Annotated in this window: 16 protein-coding genes; 5 read left to right on the top strand and 11 right to left on the bottom strand. The window is 53.7% G+C overall.

The window, feature by feature from the left end:
• Positions 1-77: 77 nt before the first annotated feature.
• The gene (locus tag DWZ82_RS03615; RefSeq protein ID WP_110436105.1) at positions 78-602 is read left to right on the top strand and encodes a transcription repressor NadR; all 525 of its coding nucleotides are present in this window, start codon (positions 78-80) and stop codon (positions 600-602) included.
• A gap of 301 nt (positions 603-903) precedes the next feature.
• Here DWZ82_RS03615 and DWZ82_RS03610 read toward each other — a convergent pair whose 3' ends face one another.
• Positions 904-1284 (bottom strand): metallopeptidase family protein, encoded by a 381-nt coding sequence (locus DWZ82_RS03610; RefSeq protein WP_118478840.1) that lies wholly within the window; start codon positions 1282-1284, stop codon positions 904-906.
• A 164-nt stretch (positions 1285-1448) separates the two neighbouring features.
• On the opposite strand from DWZ82_RS03610, the gene DWZ82_RS03605 reads away from it, so the two are divergent.
• On the top strand, positions 1449-2015 hold the full coding sequence (locus DWZ82_RS03605) for a hypothetical protein (protein ID WP_117489964.1): 567 nt from the start codon (positions 1449-1451) through the stop codon (positions 2013-2015).
• Positions 2016-2055: 40 nt separating this feature from the next.
• On the opposite strand, the gene DWZ82_RS15515 is transcribed toward DWZ82_RS03605, so the two are convergent.
• From DWZ82_RS15515 to murC, 4 genes are all read right to left on the bottom strand, one after another.
• A complete protein-coding gene (locus DWZ82_RS15515; RefSeq protein WP_243022876.1) occupies positions 2056-2676 on the bottom strand; it encodes a hypothetical protein in 621 nt (206 codons plus the stop codon).
• A 64-nt stretch (positions 2677-2740) separates the two neighbouring features.
• On the bottom strand, positions 2741-3121 hold the full coding sequence (locus DWZ82_RS03595) for a hypothetical protein (RefSeq protein ID WP_118478838.1): 381 nt from the start codon (positions 3119-3121) through the stop codon (positions 2741-2743).
• A gap of 98 nt (positions 3122-3219) precedes the next feature.
• A complete protein-coding gene (locus DWZ82_RS03590) occupies positions 3220-3831 on the bottom strand; it encodes a cytidylate kinase-like family protein (RefSeq protein WP_110436100.1) in 612 nt (203 codons plus the stop codon).
• Between the two features lie 280 nt (positions 3832-4111).
• Positions 4112-5488 carry a UDP-N-acetylmuramate--L-alanine ligase gene (gene murC / locus DWZ82_RS03585; protein WP_118360666.1) on the bottom strand — a complete coding sequence of 459 codons (1377 nt, stop codon included), beginning with the start codon at positions 5486-5488 and terminating at the stop codon, positions 4112-4114.
• A 261-nt stretch (positions 5489-5749) separates the two neighbouring features.
• On the opposite strand from murC, the gene DWZ82_RS03580 reads away from it, so the two are divergent.
• A complete protein-coding gene (locus DWZ82_RS03580; protein WP_118478836.1) occupies positions 5750-6880 on the top strand; it encodes an MGDG synthase family glycosyltransferase in 1131 nt (376 codons plus the stop codon).
• Positions 6881-6946: 66 nt separating this feature from the next.
• Here DWZ82_RS03580 and DWZ82_RS03575 read toward each other — a convergent pair whose 3' ends face one another.
• A complete protein-coding gene (locus DWZ82_RS03575; RefSeq protein ID WP_118478834.1) occupies positions 6947-7522 on the bottom strand; it encodes a TetR/AcrR family transcriptional regulator in 576 nt (191 codons plus the stop codon).
• A gap of 199 nt (positions 7523-7721) precedes the next feature.
• On the opposite strand from DWZ82_RS03575, the gene DWZ82_RS03570 reads away from it, so the two are divergent.
• The gene (locus DWZ82_RS03570; protein WP_243022875.1) at positions 7722-10208 is read left to right on the top strand and encodes an efflux RND transporter permease subunit; all 2487 of its coding nucleotides are present in this window, start codon (positions 7722-7724) and stop codon (positions 10206-10208) included.
• Positions 10195-12333 carry a hypothetical protein gene (locus tag DWZ82_RS03565; RefSeq protein WP_118478832.1) on the top strand — a complete coding sequence of 713 codons (2139 nt, stop codon included), beginning with the start codon at positions 10195-10197 and terminating at the stop codon, positions 12331-12333. The genes DWZ82_RS03570 and DWZ82_RS03565 overlap by 14 nt, the downstream gene beginning before the upstream one ends.
• Before the next feature lie 253 nt (positions 12334-12586).
• Here DWZ82_RS03565 and DWZ82_RS03560 read toward each other — a convergent pair whose 3' ends face one another.
• The 5 genes from DWZ82_RS03560 to DWZ82_RS03540 all read right to left on the bottom strand — a co-directional run bounded on the left by DWZ82_RS03560 (position 12587) and on the right by DWZ82_RS03540 (position 17494).
• Positions 12587-13138 (bottom strand): ECF transporter S component, encoded by a 552-nt coding sequence (locus DWZ82_RS03560; protein ID WP_118360663.1) that lies wholly within the window; start codon positions 13136-13138, stop codon positions 12587-12589.
• Positions 13139-13240: 102 nt separating this feature from the next.
• Positions 13241-14989, bottom strand: a complete 1749-nt coding sequence (locus tag DWZ82_RS03555) for an S-layer homology domain-containing protein (protein ID WP_118478830.1) — start codon at positions 14987-14989, stop codon at positions 13241-13243.
• A gap of 54 nt (positions 14990-15043) precedes the next feature.
• Positions 15044-15886 carry a hypothetical protein gene (locus DWZ82_RS03550; protein WP_118478828.1) on the bottom strand — a complete coding sequence of 281 codons (843 nt, stop codon included), beginning with the start codon at positions 15884-15886 and terminating at the stop codon, positions 15044-15046.
• 275 nt (positions 15887-16161) lie between these two features.
• Positions 16162-17103: a 1-phosphofructokinase family hexose kinase gene (locus DWZ82_RS03545; protein WP_158575071.1), complete on the bottom strand. Its 942-nt coding sequence runs from the start codon at positions 17101-17103 to the stop codon at positions 16162-16164.
• 166 nt (positions 17104-17269) lie between these two features.
• Complete coding sequence (locus tag DWZ82_RS03540; protein WP_118478824.1) at positions 17270-17494, bottom strand: hypothetical protein; 225 nt, start codon at positions 17492-17494, stop codon at positions 17270-17272.
• Positions 17495-17502 lie beyond the last annotated feature (8 nt).

Genomic DNA, 17502 nt, shown 5'->3' with positions numbered 1-17502 from the left:
CATAATCTCTCCCATCTTGACACTTGCATACTCCATCAACTTTTGCTATCATATAAGGATGTAAGGAGTGACTAACCATGAACGCTGCGGAACGACGCACTAAAATCACCCACCTGCTTGCACAGGCGAACGGGCCGTTATCGGCGACCGCGCTGGCCGCGCAATGCGGTGTCAGCCGCCAGATTATTGTAGGCGATGTTGCGCTGCTGCGTGCAGGCGGATTGGCTGTGCTCGCTACGCCGCGCGGATATATTCTGGAGAACACCTCGGCGCCAGCCTGTGCGGAGCGGCACATTGTCAGCCATCACGACAACAGCCGCATGCTTGAGGAGCTATACACGGTCGTCGATCTCGGCGGAGCCGTGATTGATGTGACGGTCGAACACGCTGTATATGGTCAGATCTGTGCACCGCTGCATATTTTCTCGCGGTATGACGCCGACGCGTTTAACGAGAAGATTCAGCAGTCCGGCTCCCGGCCGCTGTCCAACCTGACCGGCGGCATCCACCTGCACACCATCCGCGCTACGGATGAGAAAACGCTCGAACGCGTAATTCAGGGACTCAAGGACAAAGGCTTTCTGCTGCTCGAGGATAACTAAAAACCACCCGAACGATAGATTTCGTTCGGGTGGTTCAGTCCATCAATAAAGTCCGTTTTCGCGATGCTGACGCTGCCGCGCGGCAGCGCGCATGAAATAGAATTTGCTGTGCAAATTCGTAAAAAAGCCGGAGCATGTATCTGGCTTTTTACACTTCTGGAGGAAGAGAGTTTCGACCATCGGGAGGAACTTTCGGACGACTTTGGAACGGTCTGCGGTCCGTTCCTGCTTGTCGGCGAAACTGTAGTTTCGCGACAGCCTCAACCACCCGAACGATAAATTTCGTTCGGGTGGTTTTCTTTTACTCGTTATCTGCCTGCTGCTCCTTATACATAGCGATCTGCTCCGCGTCCCATACCTCCAGATCACGCACACCGGCGCGTCCCTCGACGTGATGACGGAATTCATGCCGCAGAACTTTTCGCATTTCTTCGGTCAGCTCATCCTCATCCAAACGGCGATATGCCCGCTTGAACGAGCCGTAGTACATTACAATATATTTGCCCATCGCCGGATCAATGCGGTACTGCCCCATCACATACAGGGTGCCGTTGCGGTCCTCCGGATGCAGAAGATACCCGGGTTCCACGACGATACCACCGTTCAGTTCCTCGTAAAACGACTGCGGAATCTCCTCCGCGAGATCGGATAAAATTTCTTCAAATCGGTCAATCGAGATCATGCCTGTCTTCCTTTCTGACCTTGCTGCTTGTCTGCCATTACTATAGCACAACCTATTTTTACAGGCAACCAAACTTTTTGTGAACAAGGTGTCTTGACAGGTGTTGTTTTATGTTGTATACTTCTATCTGTTCACAACTCAAATATTGGAAAGGACCTGTTCCCATGGTTAAGAGTAAAAGTTTGTATCATTTGGCGCTGGCCGGCGTACTGTGTGCGATCGGCATCATCATCCCGATTTTTTCTCCTGTAAAGATTCGACTCGACCCGATGAGCTTCACGCTGGCAAGCCACGTTGCTATTTTTCTGGCGATGTTCATTTCTCCGGCTGTCGGCGTGGCCGTTTCAGTCGGCACGACGCTTGGCTTTCTGGTCGGCGGCTTCACCATGCCGGTCGTCCTGCGTGCGCTGACCCACGTTGTCTGGGTTGCGCTCGGTGCATACTATCTGCAGAAGCACCCGGAGCTGATTGACTTCCGTCAGCAGGTTGAAAACCGCAACGCAAAGCTGTTTGGTCTTGGTGCGGTACTCAGCATCATCCACGCGGCACTGGAAACCCTAGTCTGCGTACCGGTTTACTTCGGTCAGGGCCTGTCCGGCGCGGAAACCGTTCGCATTCTGCTCGGTCTAGTGCTGCTCGGCTCGTTCATTCATTCGATGATCGACTATGCGCTGTCTCTGCTGATCTGGCGTCCGGTCAGTGGCACGATGCGCACTAGCAGAGTTTCGTAAACTGCAAAAACACCCGTCAATGACGGGTGTTTTTCTTTTCTTATTTCACCTCGCAGCCGCCCCATTCCACAACGGTGAAGCCGTCTCTCGCAAACGACGTGAATGTCTGCGGCTCGATGGTCTGCGGCCTGCCCAGCGGCTTCCACGCCATGAATACGCGGAGAACGCTGTCCGGTGTCGGGTCAATGTCCAGCTTGGCGATGTCCGTGTAGCGCTCGGACTGGAACGAAATAAGGTTGTACGGGTTATCCTGCATCTTGGGCAGCCAGTACACGATAAATTCGTTGTACTCGCGCGGTGTCAAGCCGATCTCGGCCAGTTTTTCGCGGAGAAAATCCGCCGTGTCCGCTCCGGCGACGCAAAAGCCTGTGGAGAAGTCGTAGTCGGTGTTGTTCTCGCCCTCCCAGAACAGGTAGGAGTATTCGTTTCCGTTTTCATCGTACAGCGTGCCATCCGGTTCGGCGGTGACGCGCCAGCCGTTCTCATACGCCGGATAGGTCGCGGTCAGCGTGCCGTCATAATTGAGCGACACCGAAACCGCTGTTTCCTGTTCGGGATATAGGTAGATGACCGGCTTTTCAGCACATTCTTCATCGCTGACGCAACCCGCCAGACCGAAAGCCAGCGCCGCCGCAAGTGTTCCTGCAAGCAATCTTTTCATAGCGATTCCTCCTTTGTTCGGTTAGACGAAATCGGGGCGGTTTGGTTCCCTATTCTGCGGAAATTTACGGTCGTACCCACTCACCGGTCAGCTCATTCTTCTGCAGAACCAGATGGAAGCCGTCGGCATCATTAAAATAAACCGCCTTATCCATATCCTCAATCGGCAGGACAACGGTATATCCCGCACTCATCGTGTTTGCACTGCCGAATGCGTTGTAAAACGTGAGATAATGTTCGCCGTTCTTCGGCTCGTCCTTATAATTCCGGATATCCTCAATCGGCGGAAAGACAGCTGCATGGAGTGTCAGTGTTTTCCCGTCCTCGGAAACCGTATAATCGCGCAGTGTGACATTCTGCTGCTCGGTCAATCCTGATCCCACACGAAATAGCAGAAACGGCACAAAAACCGCTGCGAATACAGCAATAATTCTTCGTATTTTCATCGTTTTTCTCCTATCCTTTTATCTGTAAAAATGCGAAAGGCCGTCCGCAAGGGACGACCTTTCCGCACTCTCTCTTTTCTCTTTTCCCTATACAGCAGTTACTTCTTCAGGCGATTGATGTACTCCAGAATAATATCGGTGGAATATTCAACGCCCAGACGGCCTGCGTTAATGCAGAGGTCGTAATGGTCGCACTTGCCCCATACCTTGCCGGTATAGTAATTGTAATAGGTAGAACGCTGCTTATCCATCTTCTCGAGAGCAGCCTCGGGCGTCTTGCCCTCGATGACGTAATCACCGCAGGTCTGAACACGCTTTACACGGTCCTCAATCGAGCCATGGATGAAGAAATCGAACTTATTCGGGAAGTCACGCAGTACATGGTCTGCACAGCGGCCAACGATAACACACGAGGAATCCTCTGCCATCTCGCGGATGATATTGGACTGAGCCAGATACAGCTGATCGGTCAGGCTCATGCCGTTCAGACCAACCGAACCGAACATCGTCAGCGAGTACAGGAAGCTATTGGTGGCACGCTTGTCGAGCTGCTCAAACAGTTTTTCGTCAAATCCGGTCTTTTTAGCCGCACGGGTAATAAGTTCCCGGTCATAGAACGGAACGCCCAGACGGAGCGCCAGCTTCTGACCGATCTCACGACCACCGGTACCATATTCACGACCAATAGTAATAATCAAGTTGTTATTCATAACGCACCCTCCTTACCAACCGGAATTATACAAATTGTACAATTCTCTATATCTGTAGTATGAACCATTTATGCGTTTTTGTCAAGTAGGATTCAAAAATTTTTTCATTCTGTAAATTTGATTGGTTTTCGCTTCAAAGCGAACGCGCCTTGCCTGCCTGGCAGGGGCACAAGGTGAATTGCCCGAAGGGCAAGAGAAGGTGCCCCGGGTACGACTCGGCACACCGTATCTGTTTTGACAAAAGAAAACCCGCTCGAAAGCGGGTTTTCTCGTTATCTCTTTACTTATTCTTGATCAGCATCGGTCCGACTTCATTGATATTGCCGGCGCCCATGGTGAGCACCAGATCATTCGGGCCTGCCTCCTTACGGAGATAATCTGCAATCTCGTCAAAGCTGTCAAACGATACCGCGCCCGGCACCTCCCTGGCGATATCCGAGGAATAAATGCCGATGGTATTCTTCTCGCGGGCGGCATAGATCGGAGCAAGAACCGCCTGATCGCACAGCTTGAGCGCGTCCACAAACTCGTGGAACAGCGCCTTGGTGCGGGTATAGGTGTGCGGCTGGAATGCACACAGGATACGGTCGAAGTGCATTTCCTTCGCGGTGTTCAGCGTGGCCTTCATCTCGCTCGGATGATGCGCGTAATCGTCTACGACGGTTGCGCCGTTCGGCATTTTGCCGACCAACTGGAAACGGCGGGACGAACCGGTGAACTTGTTCAGACCGCACTCGGCAGCGTCACCCGGCACACCGAGAAACTCGGCAGCGGCGCAGCACGCCAGAGCGTTCAGCATGTTATGACGGCCCGGAACGGACAGCGCCACCTTAGCGTACTCCTTCCCCTCTACCATAACGGTAAAGCGGTAGTAGCCGTTCTCATCGCGCACGTCAGTCGGGTAAACGTCCGAGGTTGCGCTCGTGCCGAAGGTACGGACCTTGCGGTTGATGCCTGCCACACTGCGCATTGCATGCGGGTCATCGCCGTTGACGACAACAAGACCGTTCATCGGGGTCAGCTCGGCAAACTCATGGAACGAGTGGATGATATCGTTGATATCCTTGAAGAAATCGAGATGATCCTCCTCCACATTGAGGATAACCGCAACGGTCGGTGCAAAGCGCAGGAACGAATTGCAGTATTCGCAGCTTTCAGCCACAAAACAGCCCTTGCCGCCGATACGGAGCGTACCGCCGATGGCAGGCAGGTTGCTGCCGACCATAACGGTCGGGTCCATCTGCGCTTCCATGGTCATGAGCGTCATCATCGAGGTGGAAGTTGTCTTGCCGTGCGTGCCTGCCAGACAAACCACGTTGTCATAATCGCGCATGAGGTGTCCCCATGCCTCGGCACGCTCCATGACCGGAATGCCCAGCTCATGGGCGCGGACAATCTCCGGATTTTCGTCATGCACAGCAGCGGTGCGCACGATGAGCGACGCACCCTCGACGTTCTCCGGCTTGTGCTCGTAGGTAATCTTTGCACCCAGAGCCTCCAACCGTGCGGTAACATCCGTACGCAGACGGTCGGAGCCGGAAATCGGCACACCGCGGCTGAGCAGCAGCTCGCCAAGCGAATTCATGGATACGCCGCCGATGCCGATCAGGTGGATGCGTTCCTTATTTTCAATGTAGGGCTTAATAGACAGAGCCATTTCCCTAAGCCTCCTGTATTTTTGTTTATCAGATTTATTATAGTACAAAATCGCCCGGAATAAAATAGCTAACCGAGAAAAACTCCTGCCGGACCTGAAAAAAAGGAATATATGATACCGGAAATACCGCTGCATATCGCTTATCCGCATACATTTAACTAAAGTGTAGTTTGATTTTTTCACATGTTTACGATAAAATATCTTTAGGCGTGCTGTCCGGTCTGGTCAGCACAAACGCCGCAATATAAGGAGAGGCATTGTATGAGAGTACTGATTTTATCCGTCACCGCCGGATTCGGCCACCATGCCACCGCAAAGGCCATCGGCGACATGCTGGAATCCAAGGGCGCGGAAGTTCACACACTGGATGTTTACGCCTATATCAGCAACCTGATCAAAACCACCATCGACAAGGGCTATCTGTTCTCCTCCAAGCACATGCAGACGCTGTACCGTCTGGTCTACCAGCTGGCCGAGAACAACGGCGCAAGCTATTTTAACTCTGCGCCGAGCATTATCAATATCATCAACGCACTCGGTGCGTCCAAGTTTGCCAAGGTCATTGCGAACCATGTGCCCGATGTTATCATCTGTACGCACGTTTTTGCCGCACAGATGGTCGATGAACTGAAAAAACGCAAAAAACTCGCCGATATCGAGACCATCGGCATTGTTACCGACTACACGCTCCACCCATACTGGGAGGATGTGCCGCGCGTGCAGTACATCGTCACTGCGAGTGAACTGCTCACCTACCGCTGTGTGCAGCGCGGCCTTCCGGAGGACCGCATCCTGCCGTTCGGCATTCCGGTGCACCCGAAATTCAACGAAAAGCTGTCCCGCGAGGACGCGGCGGCACAGCTCGGCATTGACCCGAATAAGAAAACCATCCTGCTGATGGGCGGCAGCATGGGCCACGCCGACCATGTGAAGAACATCGAAAGCCTGTCGCAGATCGGTACGCCGTTCCAGTTTCTTGTGGTATGCGGCAACAACAAAAAGATGCTCTACCATGTAGAGCAGTTTGCCTCACACTATCAGGGCAGCTGCAAGATCTATCCCTACGGCTTTGTACACAACGTAGAGGTGATGATGAGCGCGTCCGACTGCATTGTATCCAAGCCGGGCGGTCTTACCGTGTCCGAGGCTCTGGCGAAAAACCTGCCGATGCTGCTGTTCGATCCGATCCCCGGTCACGAGGAGCGCAATGTTGATTTTCTGGTCAACAACGGCATGGCGGCGCTCATTACCAAGCACTTCCCGATCGACGAGGCGGTGTACGAGCTGTTCTGCAATCCGGTGCGGCTGGAGACCGTGCGGAGAACCATGAGCGAGATTGCCCATCCGGATGCCACCGAACGGCTGGCTGAATTTGTCCTGCGTAAACGATAATACAGTGAAAGGGAGTACCCGCCTGCGGGTACTCCCTTTCGTGCCGTTAAATTCCTACTGATTTACTCAGTTCTGCACTGCATCCGACTGCGGCACCAGCGGTGTCAGCGGTGTCAGCAGCTTAGTGATCAGGCTGACCATCTCGGTCTTCGGGATAGGCTGCGACTCAGTGATCCACTTTTCGGTCATGCCGATGACACCGGTCGCAAGGAAGCGTGCAGCATACGCATCCTCGACACTGCGGTACGGCAGCAGCTCCATGCGGCATTCCTCGATAACGCCGATCATCTTTTTGCCGAAACCATCCGGCGCATTGACCTTGATGAGTGCGGTGACGATCTCACGATTCTCCTCCAGATAATCCATCAGACGGCTGAGCACCAGCTTGAGCGTTACCGTCTCACTCGGACGGATGGCTGCGATCATCCCGCGGAAATCCTCGATCATCCCTGTCTCGATCTTATCGCGCAGGTCATACACATCCCGATAATGCGCATAAAATGTGCCGCGGTTGATATCCGCTTCGCGCACTACGTCGGTCACGGTGATGCTCTGGAAGTCCTTCTGCTGCATCAGCCGCGTCAGTGCCTGCCGCAGCAGCTTTTTCGTTCGTCGGATGCGCTTATCCTCCACTTCTGCCATGGTATTTCACTCCATTCATATTGCTTTTTCCGTTCCATTTCCGTAATTCGCATTTTAACGAACATATACAATATTTTTGTGCGTTATCATCCACTCTTATCATATTTGATTATTGCGTTCGTTATCCTTATGTACTATACTATAACACGAAAAGAAATCCTACACAATATCTATTTCTGAGAAAGATGGTGTTTTCTTTGTGAAACTTAAAGGACATAGCCCTGTTGACCTGATCATTAACAATCGAAAACTGATTGAAAAGATCTATATCGTACTGATCATCTTCAGTTTAATCTGTGTGCCAATGGTTGGGATCAACTACGATTTAACAAAATACCTGCCGGATTCGTCTCCGTCCGCACAGGCGCTGGACATCATGGAGGACGAATTTACCTATCCCGGCATGGGACGCGTCATGCTCGAGGATGTGACGCTGTACGAAGCCAAAAACATAAAGGACCGTATCGCGGACGTTGACGGTGTGGACATGGTCATGTGGTGCGATATGGCCACCAATATCTACGGCTCGAGCGAATTCATCAACTACGACAATATCGACGACTACTACAAGGATAACACCGCCTACATGGATGTTATCTTCACCGACAAGGACTCGTCCAACCAGACCCACAAGGCGGTGCGTGAGATTGAAAACATCGTCGGTGACAGAGGTCTGGTAGCAGGCTCCGCTGTATCGGATACCAACCTCGGCCCGACCATTAACAAAGAGGTCGCCCGTGTTATGGCACTGGCCGTTGTCATTATTTACATCATTCTGACGATCACGACCACCTCGTGGTTTGAGCCGGTGCTGTTCCTGTCCGTGCTCGGCATTGCAATCCTCATCAACATGGGCACGAACATCATCTTCGGCGAGATTTCGTTCCTGTCCAACGCCGTTGGTGCGGTGCTGCAGCTGGCCTGCTCGATGGACTACTCCATCTTCCTGCTGCACGCCTTCACGCAGGAGCGCGCAACCGGTGCAGAACCCGAACAGGCGATGGCGAACGCCTGGCGAACCGCCTTTTCATCCATCGGCGCTTCCGGCATGACGACCATCGTCGGCTTTGCCGCCATGGCGCTGATGAACTTCGGCATCGGCCCGGATATGGGCTTCGTATTGGCCAAGGGCATCGCGCTCAGCCTGCTGACCGTGCTGCTGCTCATGCCGGCGCTCATCCTGCGTTCGCAGAACATCATTGCCAAGACGCAGCACCGTCCGTTTATCCCCAAACAGGGCCGCGGCATCGGTGAATTTGCGTACAAAATCCGTCGCATCGTATTTCTTGTGGTTGTTATCATCATCATTCCGTGCTATATTGCACAGGGTATGGCGAATTTCTCTTACGGCAACGAGGCCGTTGCAAACTCACCCGGTACACCGGTTTACGAGGCTGAGCAGCAGATGAATGCCAAGTTCGGCAAGAGCAACATGATGATCGCACTTGTCCCGCCCGACAGCAACATCACCGAGAAAAAGATGACCGAGGAGATCGACGACCTGTCCTACGTCAAGTACGCGCTCAGTCTGTCGTCCGTTCTGCCGGAAGGCATTCCCGAGGATTTCCTGCCGGAGAACATCACCAGCCTGATGCACTCGAAAAACTGGGCACGCGTGATTATCAACGTGCGTTCCGCCGGTGAAAGTGACGATGCCTTCAAATTCTCGGACAACATCCGCGCGATCATTGACAAGTATTACCCGAACGAAACGACCTACCTTGTCGGCGTAACGCCGTCCACGCAGGATATTAAGGATATTATTGTGCCGGACTACAACCGCGTCAACATCGTTTCCCTGCTGGGTGTAGCACTCGTTATCGCGATAACCTACAAGGCACTGATCCTGCCGATCGTCGTACTCATCCCGATCGAGTGCGCGATCTTCATCAACACCGCTCTGCCGTACATTTACGGTCAGCGAACCATGTACCTCGGCTTTATCATCGTCGGCTGTATCCAGCTCGGCGCAACCGTTGACTACTCCATACTGATGACCGGCAACTATCTGGATGCCCGCTCACAAGGAGATAAAAAGGAAGCCGCAATACGGGCGGTATCGGTCAGCGCCGAATCGGTTATGACCTCCGGTCTGATCGTTATGACGGTTGCCTACGGCCTGTACTTCATGACCTCGGTCGAAGCGATTTCCGGTCTGGGTCAGCTGATCGGCCGCGGTGCACTGATTTCGGTTATTCTGGTCCTGTTCTTTCTGCCGATGTGCCTGATGTTGTTCGACCGCTGGATCGTCAAGTCGGATTACGCAGAAAAGAAGCACGCCAAGATGAACAGGATCCGCGCGACCAAGATCAAGCTGCCGATTCTGAGCGAGCTGCGTCAGCAGCGCGTCAACCTGCAGAACCAGATCCGCGAGAACCGCAAGGCGCGCAACAAGGAGCTGCACCTCAAGCTCAAGAACCTGATGAACGGCGATGGCTTCAAGCTGCCGCAGAACTACACGCCGCCGACGCAGGAGCCGTCCAAACAGCAGCAGACCGAAGAATCTGCACACAAGCGCATGATCGGCAAAAAGCTGCGTATGCGCATCCATAACCGCATTGAGATGCGTAAGGAACAGCTTGAGCATCTGGCCCAGCGCCTCGGCAGCGACAAGAATAAGCCGAACAACAGCCAGAACGACAACCAGAACGATAATACGGAGGAGAACGACCATGAAAACAGATAAGCTGCGCCGACTGACCGCAGCCTCGCTTGTTCTTGCGTTCACACTGCCGCAGGCGGCACAGGCCGCCGCGCCCACGGTAGAAACCGACGAATCGGTATATATCAACATGGATTACTACGGTGCGCCGACCAATACGCGCATCGTAAAGGGTGTCAGCCTGAACGGCCACACCGAATTCACCGATTTCGGCAGCTACGCAGATGTGTACAACATGAGCACCTACGACGAGCCGGTCATCAAGGACAATTCGGTGTACTGGAAGCTGTCCGACACCAGCAAGCAGCGCTTCTACTACGAGTGCATCCCGACCGACAAGGTCAACATCCAGATGCCGTGGAACTTTGATGTTTCCTACAAGCTGAACGGTGTTTCGGTCAAGGCGGAGGACTGTGCAGGCGCAAACGGTCTGGTAGAGATCACCATTCACGCGGTGCCGAACAGCTACGCAAGCGACTACTACAAAAACAATATGATGCTCGTCTGCGGCACCGGTATCGACATGAGCAAAGCACTTTCCATTGATGCACCGGGTGCTCAGGTCCAATCCGTGGGAACCTACAAGCTGGTCGTATTCATGGGTATGCCGGGCGAGGAAAGCACGTTCACCGTGCGTATCGGCTCGAATAACTTTGAGAACATGGGTATGTTCATGTTTATGACGCCGGCTACTCTGTCCTCGCTGGATATCATCTCCGACCTGAAGGACGTCAAGGACCGCCTGAGCGATTCCGGCGACAGCCTGTACTCCGGCATGAGCAACATGCTCGACACCATGCAGTCCATGCAGAACGGCATGGGTACGATGTCGAGCGGTATTTCGGGTATCAACGCCGTGCGCCAGCAACTGATCAAGGACCGCGGCACCATTGATCCCAAGACGGATGCCGCGCTGACCGCTCTGGAAAAGCTGACTGGCGAAAGCGATTCGCTGATTCCGGAACTGAACAACACCAAGGACACGCTCGTTAAGCTGAACGCGACTACGAACAGCATTCTCAATACGCTTGAGGAGTCCGGCGCGGACATCACTGAGTATCAGACACTTCTCAAGAACATCAAGACCTCGCTGGGCAACCTTGAAAACCTGATGGACGATCTGGACGATAAGACGGGTTCGGAGTGGCTGTATATCGACAGCCTGAAGAAAAATATCTCCGATATGCAGAAAGACCTCAAGGCACTGCGCAACGATTTGGATGACCTCAGCGACCCTGTCGGCAGTATTTCGTCCGATGTTGTGTCTGCAATCAGTAATGTACAGGATGTATTGAAAGACCTGAAAGGCTACGGCCTCATTTCCGATGACCGCTATAACAGTATTAACGGCACACTGGACACCATGAAGAATAACAGCTCTAATCTCGGTGATTCTTTGCAGGATGTGAGCAGCGATTTGTCCAGCCTGAGCGGCTCCCTTAACAATTTCCTGGGAACCACCAGTGATGTGCTCGACAATCTGGATGACATCTGCGACATTCTCGACGATTACAAGGGTCTGGGACAGGACTTCACCGCCGAGGGCAAAAAGCTGACCGAACTCGCCAACACCACACTCGACCGCGTCAACCAGCAGCTGACCGAGATTCCGGCACTGACCAAGTCGCTCAACCAGCTGACCTCGATCACCTCGTCCTCCATCGACAAGGGCACCGAGTTGCTCGACACCACCACCAAAACGCTCACCGCCTCCCACCAGCTGCTCGACACGGTCAACAGCATACTGCGTTCGGTTCGCAGCGACGCGGATGCCAGCACACAGACCACGCTCGACGGCCTGCTCGATGTGCTTGATAAGGCTTCCCGCTCGAACAGCTCGAATAAGCTGCAGAACGCGACCAATGATATTCATAATGCCATCGACGACGCTAAGACCGACCTTGAGGACGATACCAACATCCTCAATATCGACTCCTCGGCCGACCTGCAGTCTGTCACAAGCAGTATGAACCCGACACCGAGCAGTCTGCAGTTCATCCTGCGCACGCAGGAGATTTCGACCGACGATGACGATGAGGCTGTCACCTCGGATCAGGATGCTGCCGACGAAGGCGTTCTCGCGCGTATCGTGAATATCTTCAAGAAGCTCGTAAGCGCGATTTACGGCGTATTTGCTTCGGAAGAGTAACCGCATATAGACCAAAAGGACAGGAAAATTTCCTGTCCTTTTTCCTTATCCACAGGTTGGGGATAATTGCGTAACCGTATGGTGTGAAACCGTTTGTCAAATCCATTTATATCATCGACGTTGATTGGTGCAATTCAAGTAGAAACAGCGGGGTGAGATCCCCCCGCCGTTCCAAAGAGAATCACACGATAACAAATCAAAATTCGCATAAAAAAACGGTTCCGTCTCCGGAACCGTTTTTCCTATCCATTTATCATGCGCGAATCTTCTCGCCCATCTCCGCGCTTGCGTGACTGAGCACCGGAAGCAGCACCGCACCAACGATAATGCCCGCAATGCCCTGCACGATATTCATCGGCACGCCGAGAACAACCGCGGCTGCCGCAGCGCCCATGCTGCTGCCCATCACGACTTCCATGCCGACCTCGTACACAAAGTAGCCCAGAACCATGACGATCTCTGCCGGAATGCCGCACAGAACCACACGGGTAATCGTATTCATGCCCTTGCCTGCCATGCGGTGGTACAGCCAGCCGCCGAGCAGAGCGGTCAGCGCCTTGATGGCAAACGTACCGGGCACCCATGCCATGTAGCCGCCGATAAGATCTGCCATCATCGAGCCGATACCGGCTGCCAGTGCGCCCAGACCGGGACCGAGCAGAATGCCGCAGATCAGCACCATGCCGTCACCGAGATGAATATAACCCTGTGTCGGTGTTGGAATGCGGATGATCATCGTAGCAACTGCCGTCAGTGCCGCCAGCAGTGCTGCCAGCACAAGCTTTCTGATGTTTTTTCCTGTCATATCGCATACCTTCTTTTCCAGTAATTCTGTCTGTAAGACTATTGTATGCGATATCGTGGCTTTGGGAAAGTGTCAGTTCAAACAAGTTTCACAAGGTCAGTTTCAGGCATTCGCCTTGAAATTATTGATGTAGTAATCGCCGTTTTCGTCGTCCATCACAACGCAGACCATCTTGCCCTTAGCGACAACCTTGGCCTCATCCACGCCTACGCAGATCCACTTGCGCGGGTCAACCGTGGTCTTGAGTTTAGCCGCCGCGTCTGCCGCCTGCTTTTCATCCGCAAAGCGCAGAACAACGATGGAATGTGCCTGCGAGGTAATCATAGACTCGGAGGCCACGCCTGCCTCAAACTTGATGTCATCCGTGCCAAGGTACCAGAACAGGCCGCGGCTCATGCCGTCCTCACCCATGCCGTTGTAGAGCGCCTCCTCAGCAACGCCCATGCCGCCGAACGGATGCGCACCGTAAATCTTGCTCACCAGCGCGGAAAGCTTCTCGTCCACCTTGGCGGTCTCCGGCTGCTCCGGCTCGGTCACCTCCGGCTTTTTATAGCCCCAGACAGCCTCGCCGTACTTCTTCATGAACAGGTCATAATTCTCGTTGTAGCGCTTCTTATACACGCTTTCAATCTGCGGGTCAAAGGTGTACGCCGTACCGTCAATGGTGATCTCGGTCCACGCGTGAACCGATTCACTGCCCTTAGGCGAAACACCGGTGCCCGGAATCGCCTGTGCGTCAAAGCCGACCTGACGAGCGAGGTAAGTAAAGCCTGCCGCCCACGAGTAGCAGTTGCCCTTGTGGGTCTTAAGCATATCGGTCGCGGAGGTCAGCGCCCAGTCGCTCTTCGAAGTGTCAGCCGCGCCGATGCCGAGGTAACCGAACGTATTCTTCGCGTAATCATACACCGCACGCAGCTTCTGCTGCTGGGTCATGCTGTCCTTGACAACGCTCTTTACTGCCGAAGCCAGCAGCGCGTCCAGCTCGGTCGAGCCGGTGATGTAGCAGCCGTTGTGGTCAAGCTCGAGCGAGCCGATGAACTTGTCATGGTCAAACTGCTTGTCATCGTTGACATGGAACAGCTTGCCGCCAATATTATGCCAGCCCGGCGTCAAATCGGTAGTCTCCTTATCGAACGAGGTCCACTGTTCGGTGCCGCTCGACTTGTTAAACTTATGGTCGGTGGTTGCCTCAAGCATATCCCAGTATGCCCAGTGCGTGTTCGGCACGTCCGGCATAATACGGATGCCCTCACTCGTATTGATCGTAAACTCGTCCGCCTGACGGCCGAGCACACGGTTGAGGATGGTTACCGTCTCCGCACGGGTAATCGGCGCATTCGGACGGAAATTCGTGCCTGCCGAAATCCAGCCCTGTGCCAGAGCGGTCTGCACCGCATTGTACGCCCAGTTGGTCTTGGGTACATCAGCGAACGACTTGTCCGTGCCGATGTCGGTGTGCGGGAAGCGCGACAGAATCGCTACAAACTCTGCACGGGTAATCTTGGCGTTCGGCTTGAACGTGCCGTCCGTGTAACCGTTCACCAGACCGAAACCAGTCATTTGACGAACAGCATCCGCATACCACGCGGAAACCGAAACGTCATGAAACAGATGGTCCTCATTCTTGACCTTGTTCACCAGCAGAGAGGCCAGCAGCTTGCTCGCCTCTGCACGGGTGATGGATGCATCCGGGCGGAAGGTGCCGTCCGTGTAGCCGTTCATATACTGCATATGCTCTGCGGTATTCAGCTGCGGCTGCGGCGCCGAATTCTGAGCCGCGCACGCGGAAACCGGCAGGACTGCCGCCATGAGTGCCGCAAGCATACCTGCGGTCATTCGTTTTTTCATCATACTTTCATACTCTCCTTCAGATCATTTTCGTGGATAGTATTGAATTAGACGGAATCACTCGTCATTTGGTTCCCTGTTTTGCTCATCTTTTTTACTTTTTTCTTTTTCGGGATCGAGCACGACCGGAATGAGCGCTGCCGCCAGCTTGCCCTTGCCGCGGTGCTTGACGTAGAAGAAGCCGATGATGGAAAACGCGATCGCACCGATGCAGTTGACCTGCAGATCCTTCATCGTATCAATCAGGCCAATATCCAGATAGCCGCCAAGCTGCTCCGTCCAATCCTCACCGTTGACAATGACCGACTCAATCTGCGCATGCACCGGCACATTCAGGCCGTCCGGGTTGAGCGACACCGTGTTGACCTCGTGCACGACATAGTCCTTCTGCATGTCCGTGTGCATCACCTGATCAGCGGTGAACTCGAAAAATTCCCACAACACGCCGACCGTCATGGAGAAGCAGAACGCTACGATAGCCAGGAACAGCGGCGACAGCTTGAAGGTAAACCGTTCGCTTCGGTTAAACAGGTCAACCAGGCAGAAGCCGACCGCCGCGACCAGAAATCCGTTTATCGTGTGCAGCATGGTGTCCCATCCGGGAATGATGGTGTAGAACGAATTGATCTCACCCAGGATCTCGGCGGCATAGATAAAGCAGTAGATGATAGCTTCCATCATCGGCGGGATGTCGATGGCCAGCTGTTTTTCAATCAGCGTCGGCATCGCCAGCAGCACAAGCGACAGCACGCACACGAACATATTCTCATACCGCTGCATGAACGCACAGCGGATGAATGTCAGCACGACCAGAAGCGACAGTACGCCGCGAATGGTCAGTCTGCGGCGTACGCGGCGGCGCTGCTCCGTGACGCGCTGCTGTAATTGTTTTTTATCCATATTTGTTAACTCCTTAAAGTAATTGCGAAAAGCGTAAAAGAGAGAACAACAATCTGTTGTTCTCTCCATTTCTCAACTAACTACCAGATTTCATCGTCCCGCGCGGCAGCGCGTATAAAATAGCATTTGCATTGCAAATGCCAAAAAGAGGGAGCATATATCACTCTTTTTTGACTTTAAGAGGAAGAAAGTTTCTGTATAGGAACTTTCGGACGACTTTGGAACGGCCTGCGGTCCGTTCCTGCTTGTCGGCGGAACCGTGATTCCGCGACAGCTCAGAGAACGTAAACCTGCGTGGTCTCGTACACCTCGTAAACCTTCTTGAGAGAGGCCATCTCGGTGCCGGCCAGACGAGCACATGCACGACCCATCGCAACAGCGTAGCGTGCCACCTCGTCAAACTTCATGCCCGCGTGCATAGCGTTTGCAATCGCGCCGACCATTGCATCGCCGGTACCGACCGCACCTTCGTCGTAGATTTTCGGGTTGGTGGTAACGTACAGCGACTCCGGCTCGTCCTTTGCGGTGAGCAGAGCGCCCTCCTGACCCATGGAAACGCAGACAGCCTTTGCGCCCATATCCAGCATCTTGCGTGCGGAATGTACAACGACCTCGGGATCGGCGGACGGCTTGTCGCCGACAGCCTCAGCCAGCTCGAAGATGTTCGGCTTTACAAAGTCCGGCTCACACCCCAGTGCCTCCAGCAGCAGCTCGCCCTGTGCGTCGATGATCAGCTTGCAGCCGTGCTTCTTGATGGTCTTGCACAGCTTACGGTAGTTCTTCAGCGGGAACTCCGGCGGCGTAGAACCCGACAGAACGAAGATATTGCCCTCGTCCAGATAGTTCTCCATGCGGTCGAGCAAACGCAGGAAATCCGAATCATCCAGCTTGTTGCCCGGCTCATTTACCTCGGTATGGCCGCCCTGCGCATCAATGATCTGCGTATTGACACGGAGTTGTCCCGCAATATCAACAAAATCGTGGTGAATGTCCGCTGCTGTCAGCATGTCCTTCATAATGCGGCCGTTCGTGCCTGCACTGAAGCCAAGCGCAATACTGCTGCCGCCCAACGCCTTGATCGCGCGCGACACGTTGATGCCCTTGCCGCCCGGTTCCAGATGACTGGACACCGCGCGATTAAGCTTGCCCACCTGCAGCGGGTGCTCGATACGCTGCGTACGGTCCAGTGCAGCGTTAAGCGTTATCGTGATAATCATGGGACGCCCCTCCTGAAATATAATTTCCCTCATCGCGGCTTCGCATTTGTCCCGTGCGAATAACCGCGTTCTCATCTATATTACATTTTACAAAATCTTATGAATAAAGTAAATGGTTTTTCTTGATGTTAGCCACATTTAACCGGGTTGTTTTTATACCCAAACTTTATTTGAGCCAGCCGGAGTCACCGCACCACGGACACTCCCACTGTTTGCCCGTGACTTTTGCTTCCGCGCCGCACATCGGACAGCGCATTTTGCCGGTCTTTGGCTGCGGCCTCGGCTTTGGCGGCTCTTTCGGTGGTTCCTGCTGCCGACGGTACAGCCGCACAAAAAAGACTACGCCGAGCAGCAGCACCACGGCGATCGCCGCGATCTGTTCTTTTGTCATGCTGTCCC

Source organism: Butyricicoccus sp. AF35-5AC, assembly GCF_003477715.1.
Taxonomy (GTDB): Bacteria; Bacillota; Clostridia; order Oscillospirales; family Butyricicoccaceae; genus Agathobaculum; species Agathobaculum butyriciproducens.
The sequence above is the reverse complement of the archived record's forward strand: the minus strand, read 5'-3'. Positions and strand labels throughout refer to the sequence as shown.

Coding starts and splice junctions, on each gene's coding strand:
- DWZ82_RS03565 (WP_118478832.1), top strand. CDS start 10,195: ATGAAAACAGATAAGCTGCGCCGACTGACCGCAGCCTCGCTTGTTCTT.
- DWZ82_RS03575 (WP_118478834.1), bottom strand. CDS start 7,522: ATGGCAGAAGTGGAGGATAAGCGCATCCGACGAACGAAAAAGCTGCTG.
- DWZ82_RS03540 (WP_118478824.1), bottom strand. CDS start 17,494: ATGACAAAAGAACAGATCGCGGCGATCGCCGTGGTGCTGCTGCTCGGC.
- DWZ82_RS15515 (WP_243022876.1), bottom strand. CDS start 2,676: ATGAAAAGATTGCTTGCAGGAACACTTGCGGCGGCGCTGGCTTTCGGT.
- murC (WP_118360666.1), bottom strand. CDS start 5,488: ATGGCTCTGTCTATTAAGCCCTACATTGAAAATAAGGAACGCATCCAC.
- DWZ82_RS03550 (WP_118478828.1), bottom strand. CDS start 15,886: ATGGATAAAAAACAATTACAGCAGCGCGTCACGGAGCAGCGCCGCCGC.
- DWZ82_RS03555 (WP_118478830.1), bottom strand. CDS start 14,989: ATGATGAAAAAACGAATGACCGCAGGTATGCTTGCGGCACTCATGGCG.
- DWZ82_RS03610 (WP_118478840.1), bottom strand. CDS start 1,284: ATGATCTCGATTGACCGATTTGAAGAAATTTTATCCGATCTCGCGGAG.
- DWZ82_RS03605 (WP_117489964.1), top strand. CDS start 1,449: ATGGTTAAGAGTAAAAGTTTGTATCATTTGGCGCTGGCCGGCGTACTG.
- DWZ82_RS03560 (WP_118360663.1), bottom strand. CDS start 13,138: ATGACAGGAAAAAACATCAGAAAGCTTGTGCTGGCAGCACTGCTGGCG.
- DWZ82_RS03595 (WP_118478838.1), bottom strand. CDS start 3,121: ATGAAAATACGAAGAATTATTGCTGTATTCGCAGCGGTTTTTGTGCCG.
- DWZ82_RS03580 (WP_118478836.1), top strand. CDS start 5,750: ATGAGAGTACTGATTTTATCCGTCACCGCCGGATTCGGCCACCATGCC.
- DWZ82_RS03545 (WP_158575071.1), bottom strand. CDS start 17,103: ATGATTATCACGATAACGCTTAACGCTGCACTGGACCGTACGCAGCGT.
- DWZ82_RS03590 (WP_110436100.1), bottom strand. CDS start 3,831: ATGAATAACAACTTGATTATTACTATTGGTCGTGAATATGGTACCGGT.
- DWZ82_RS03615 (WP_110436105.1), top strand. CDS start 78: ATGAACGCTGCGGAACGACGCACTAAAATCACCCACCTGCTTGCACAG.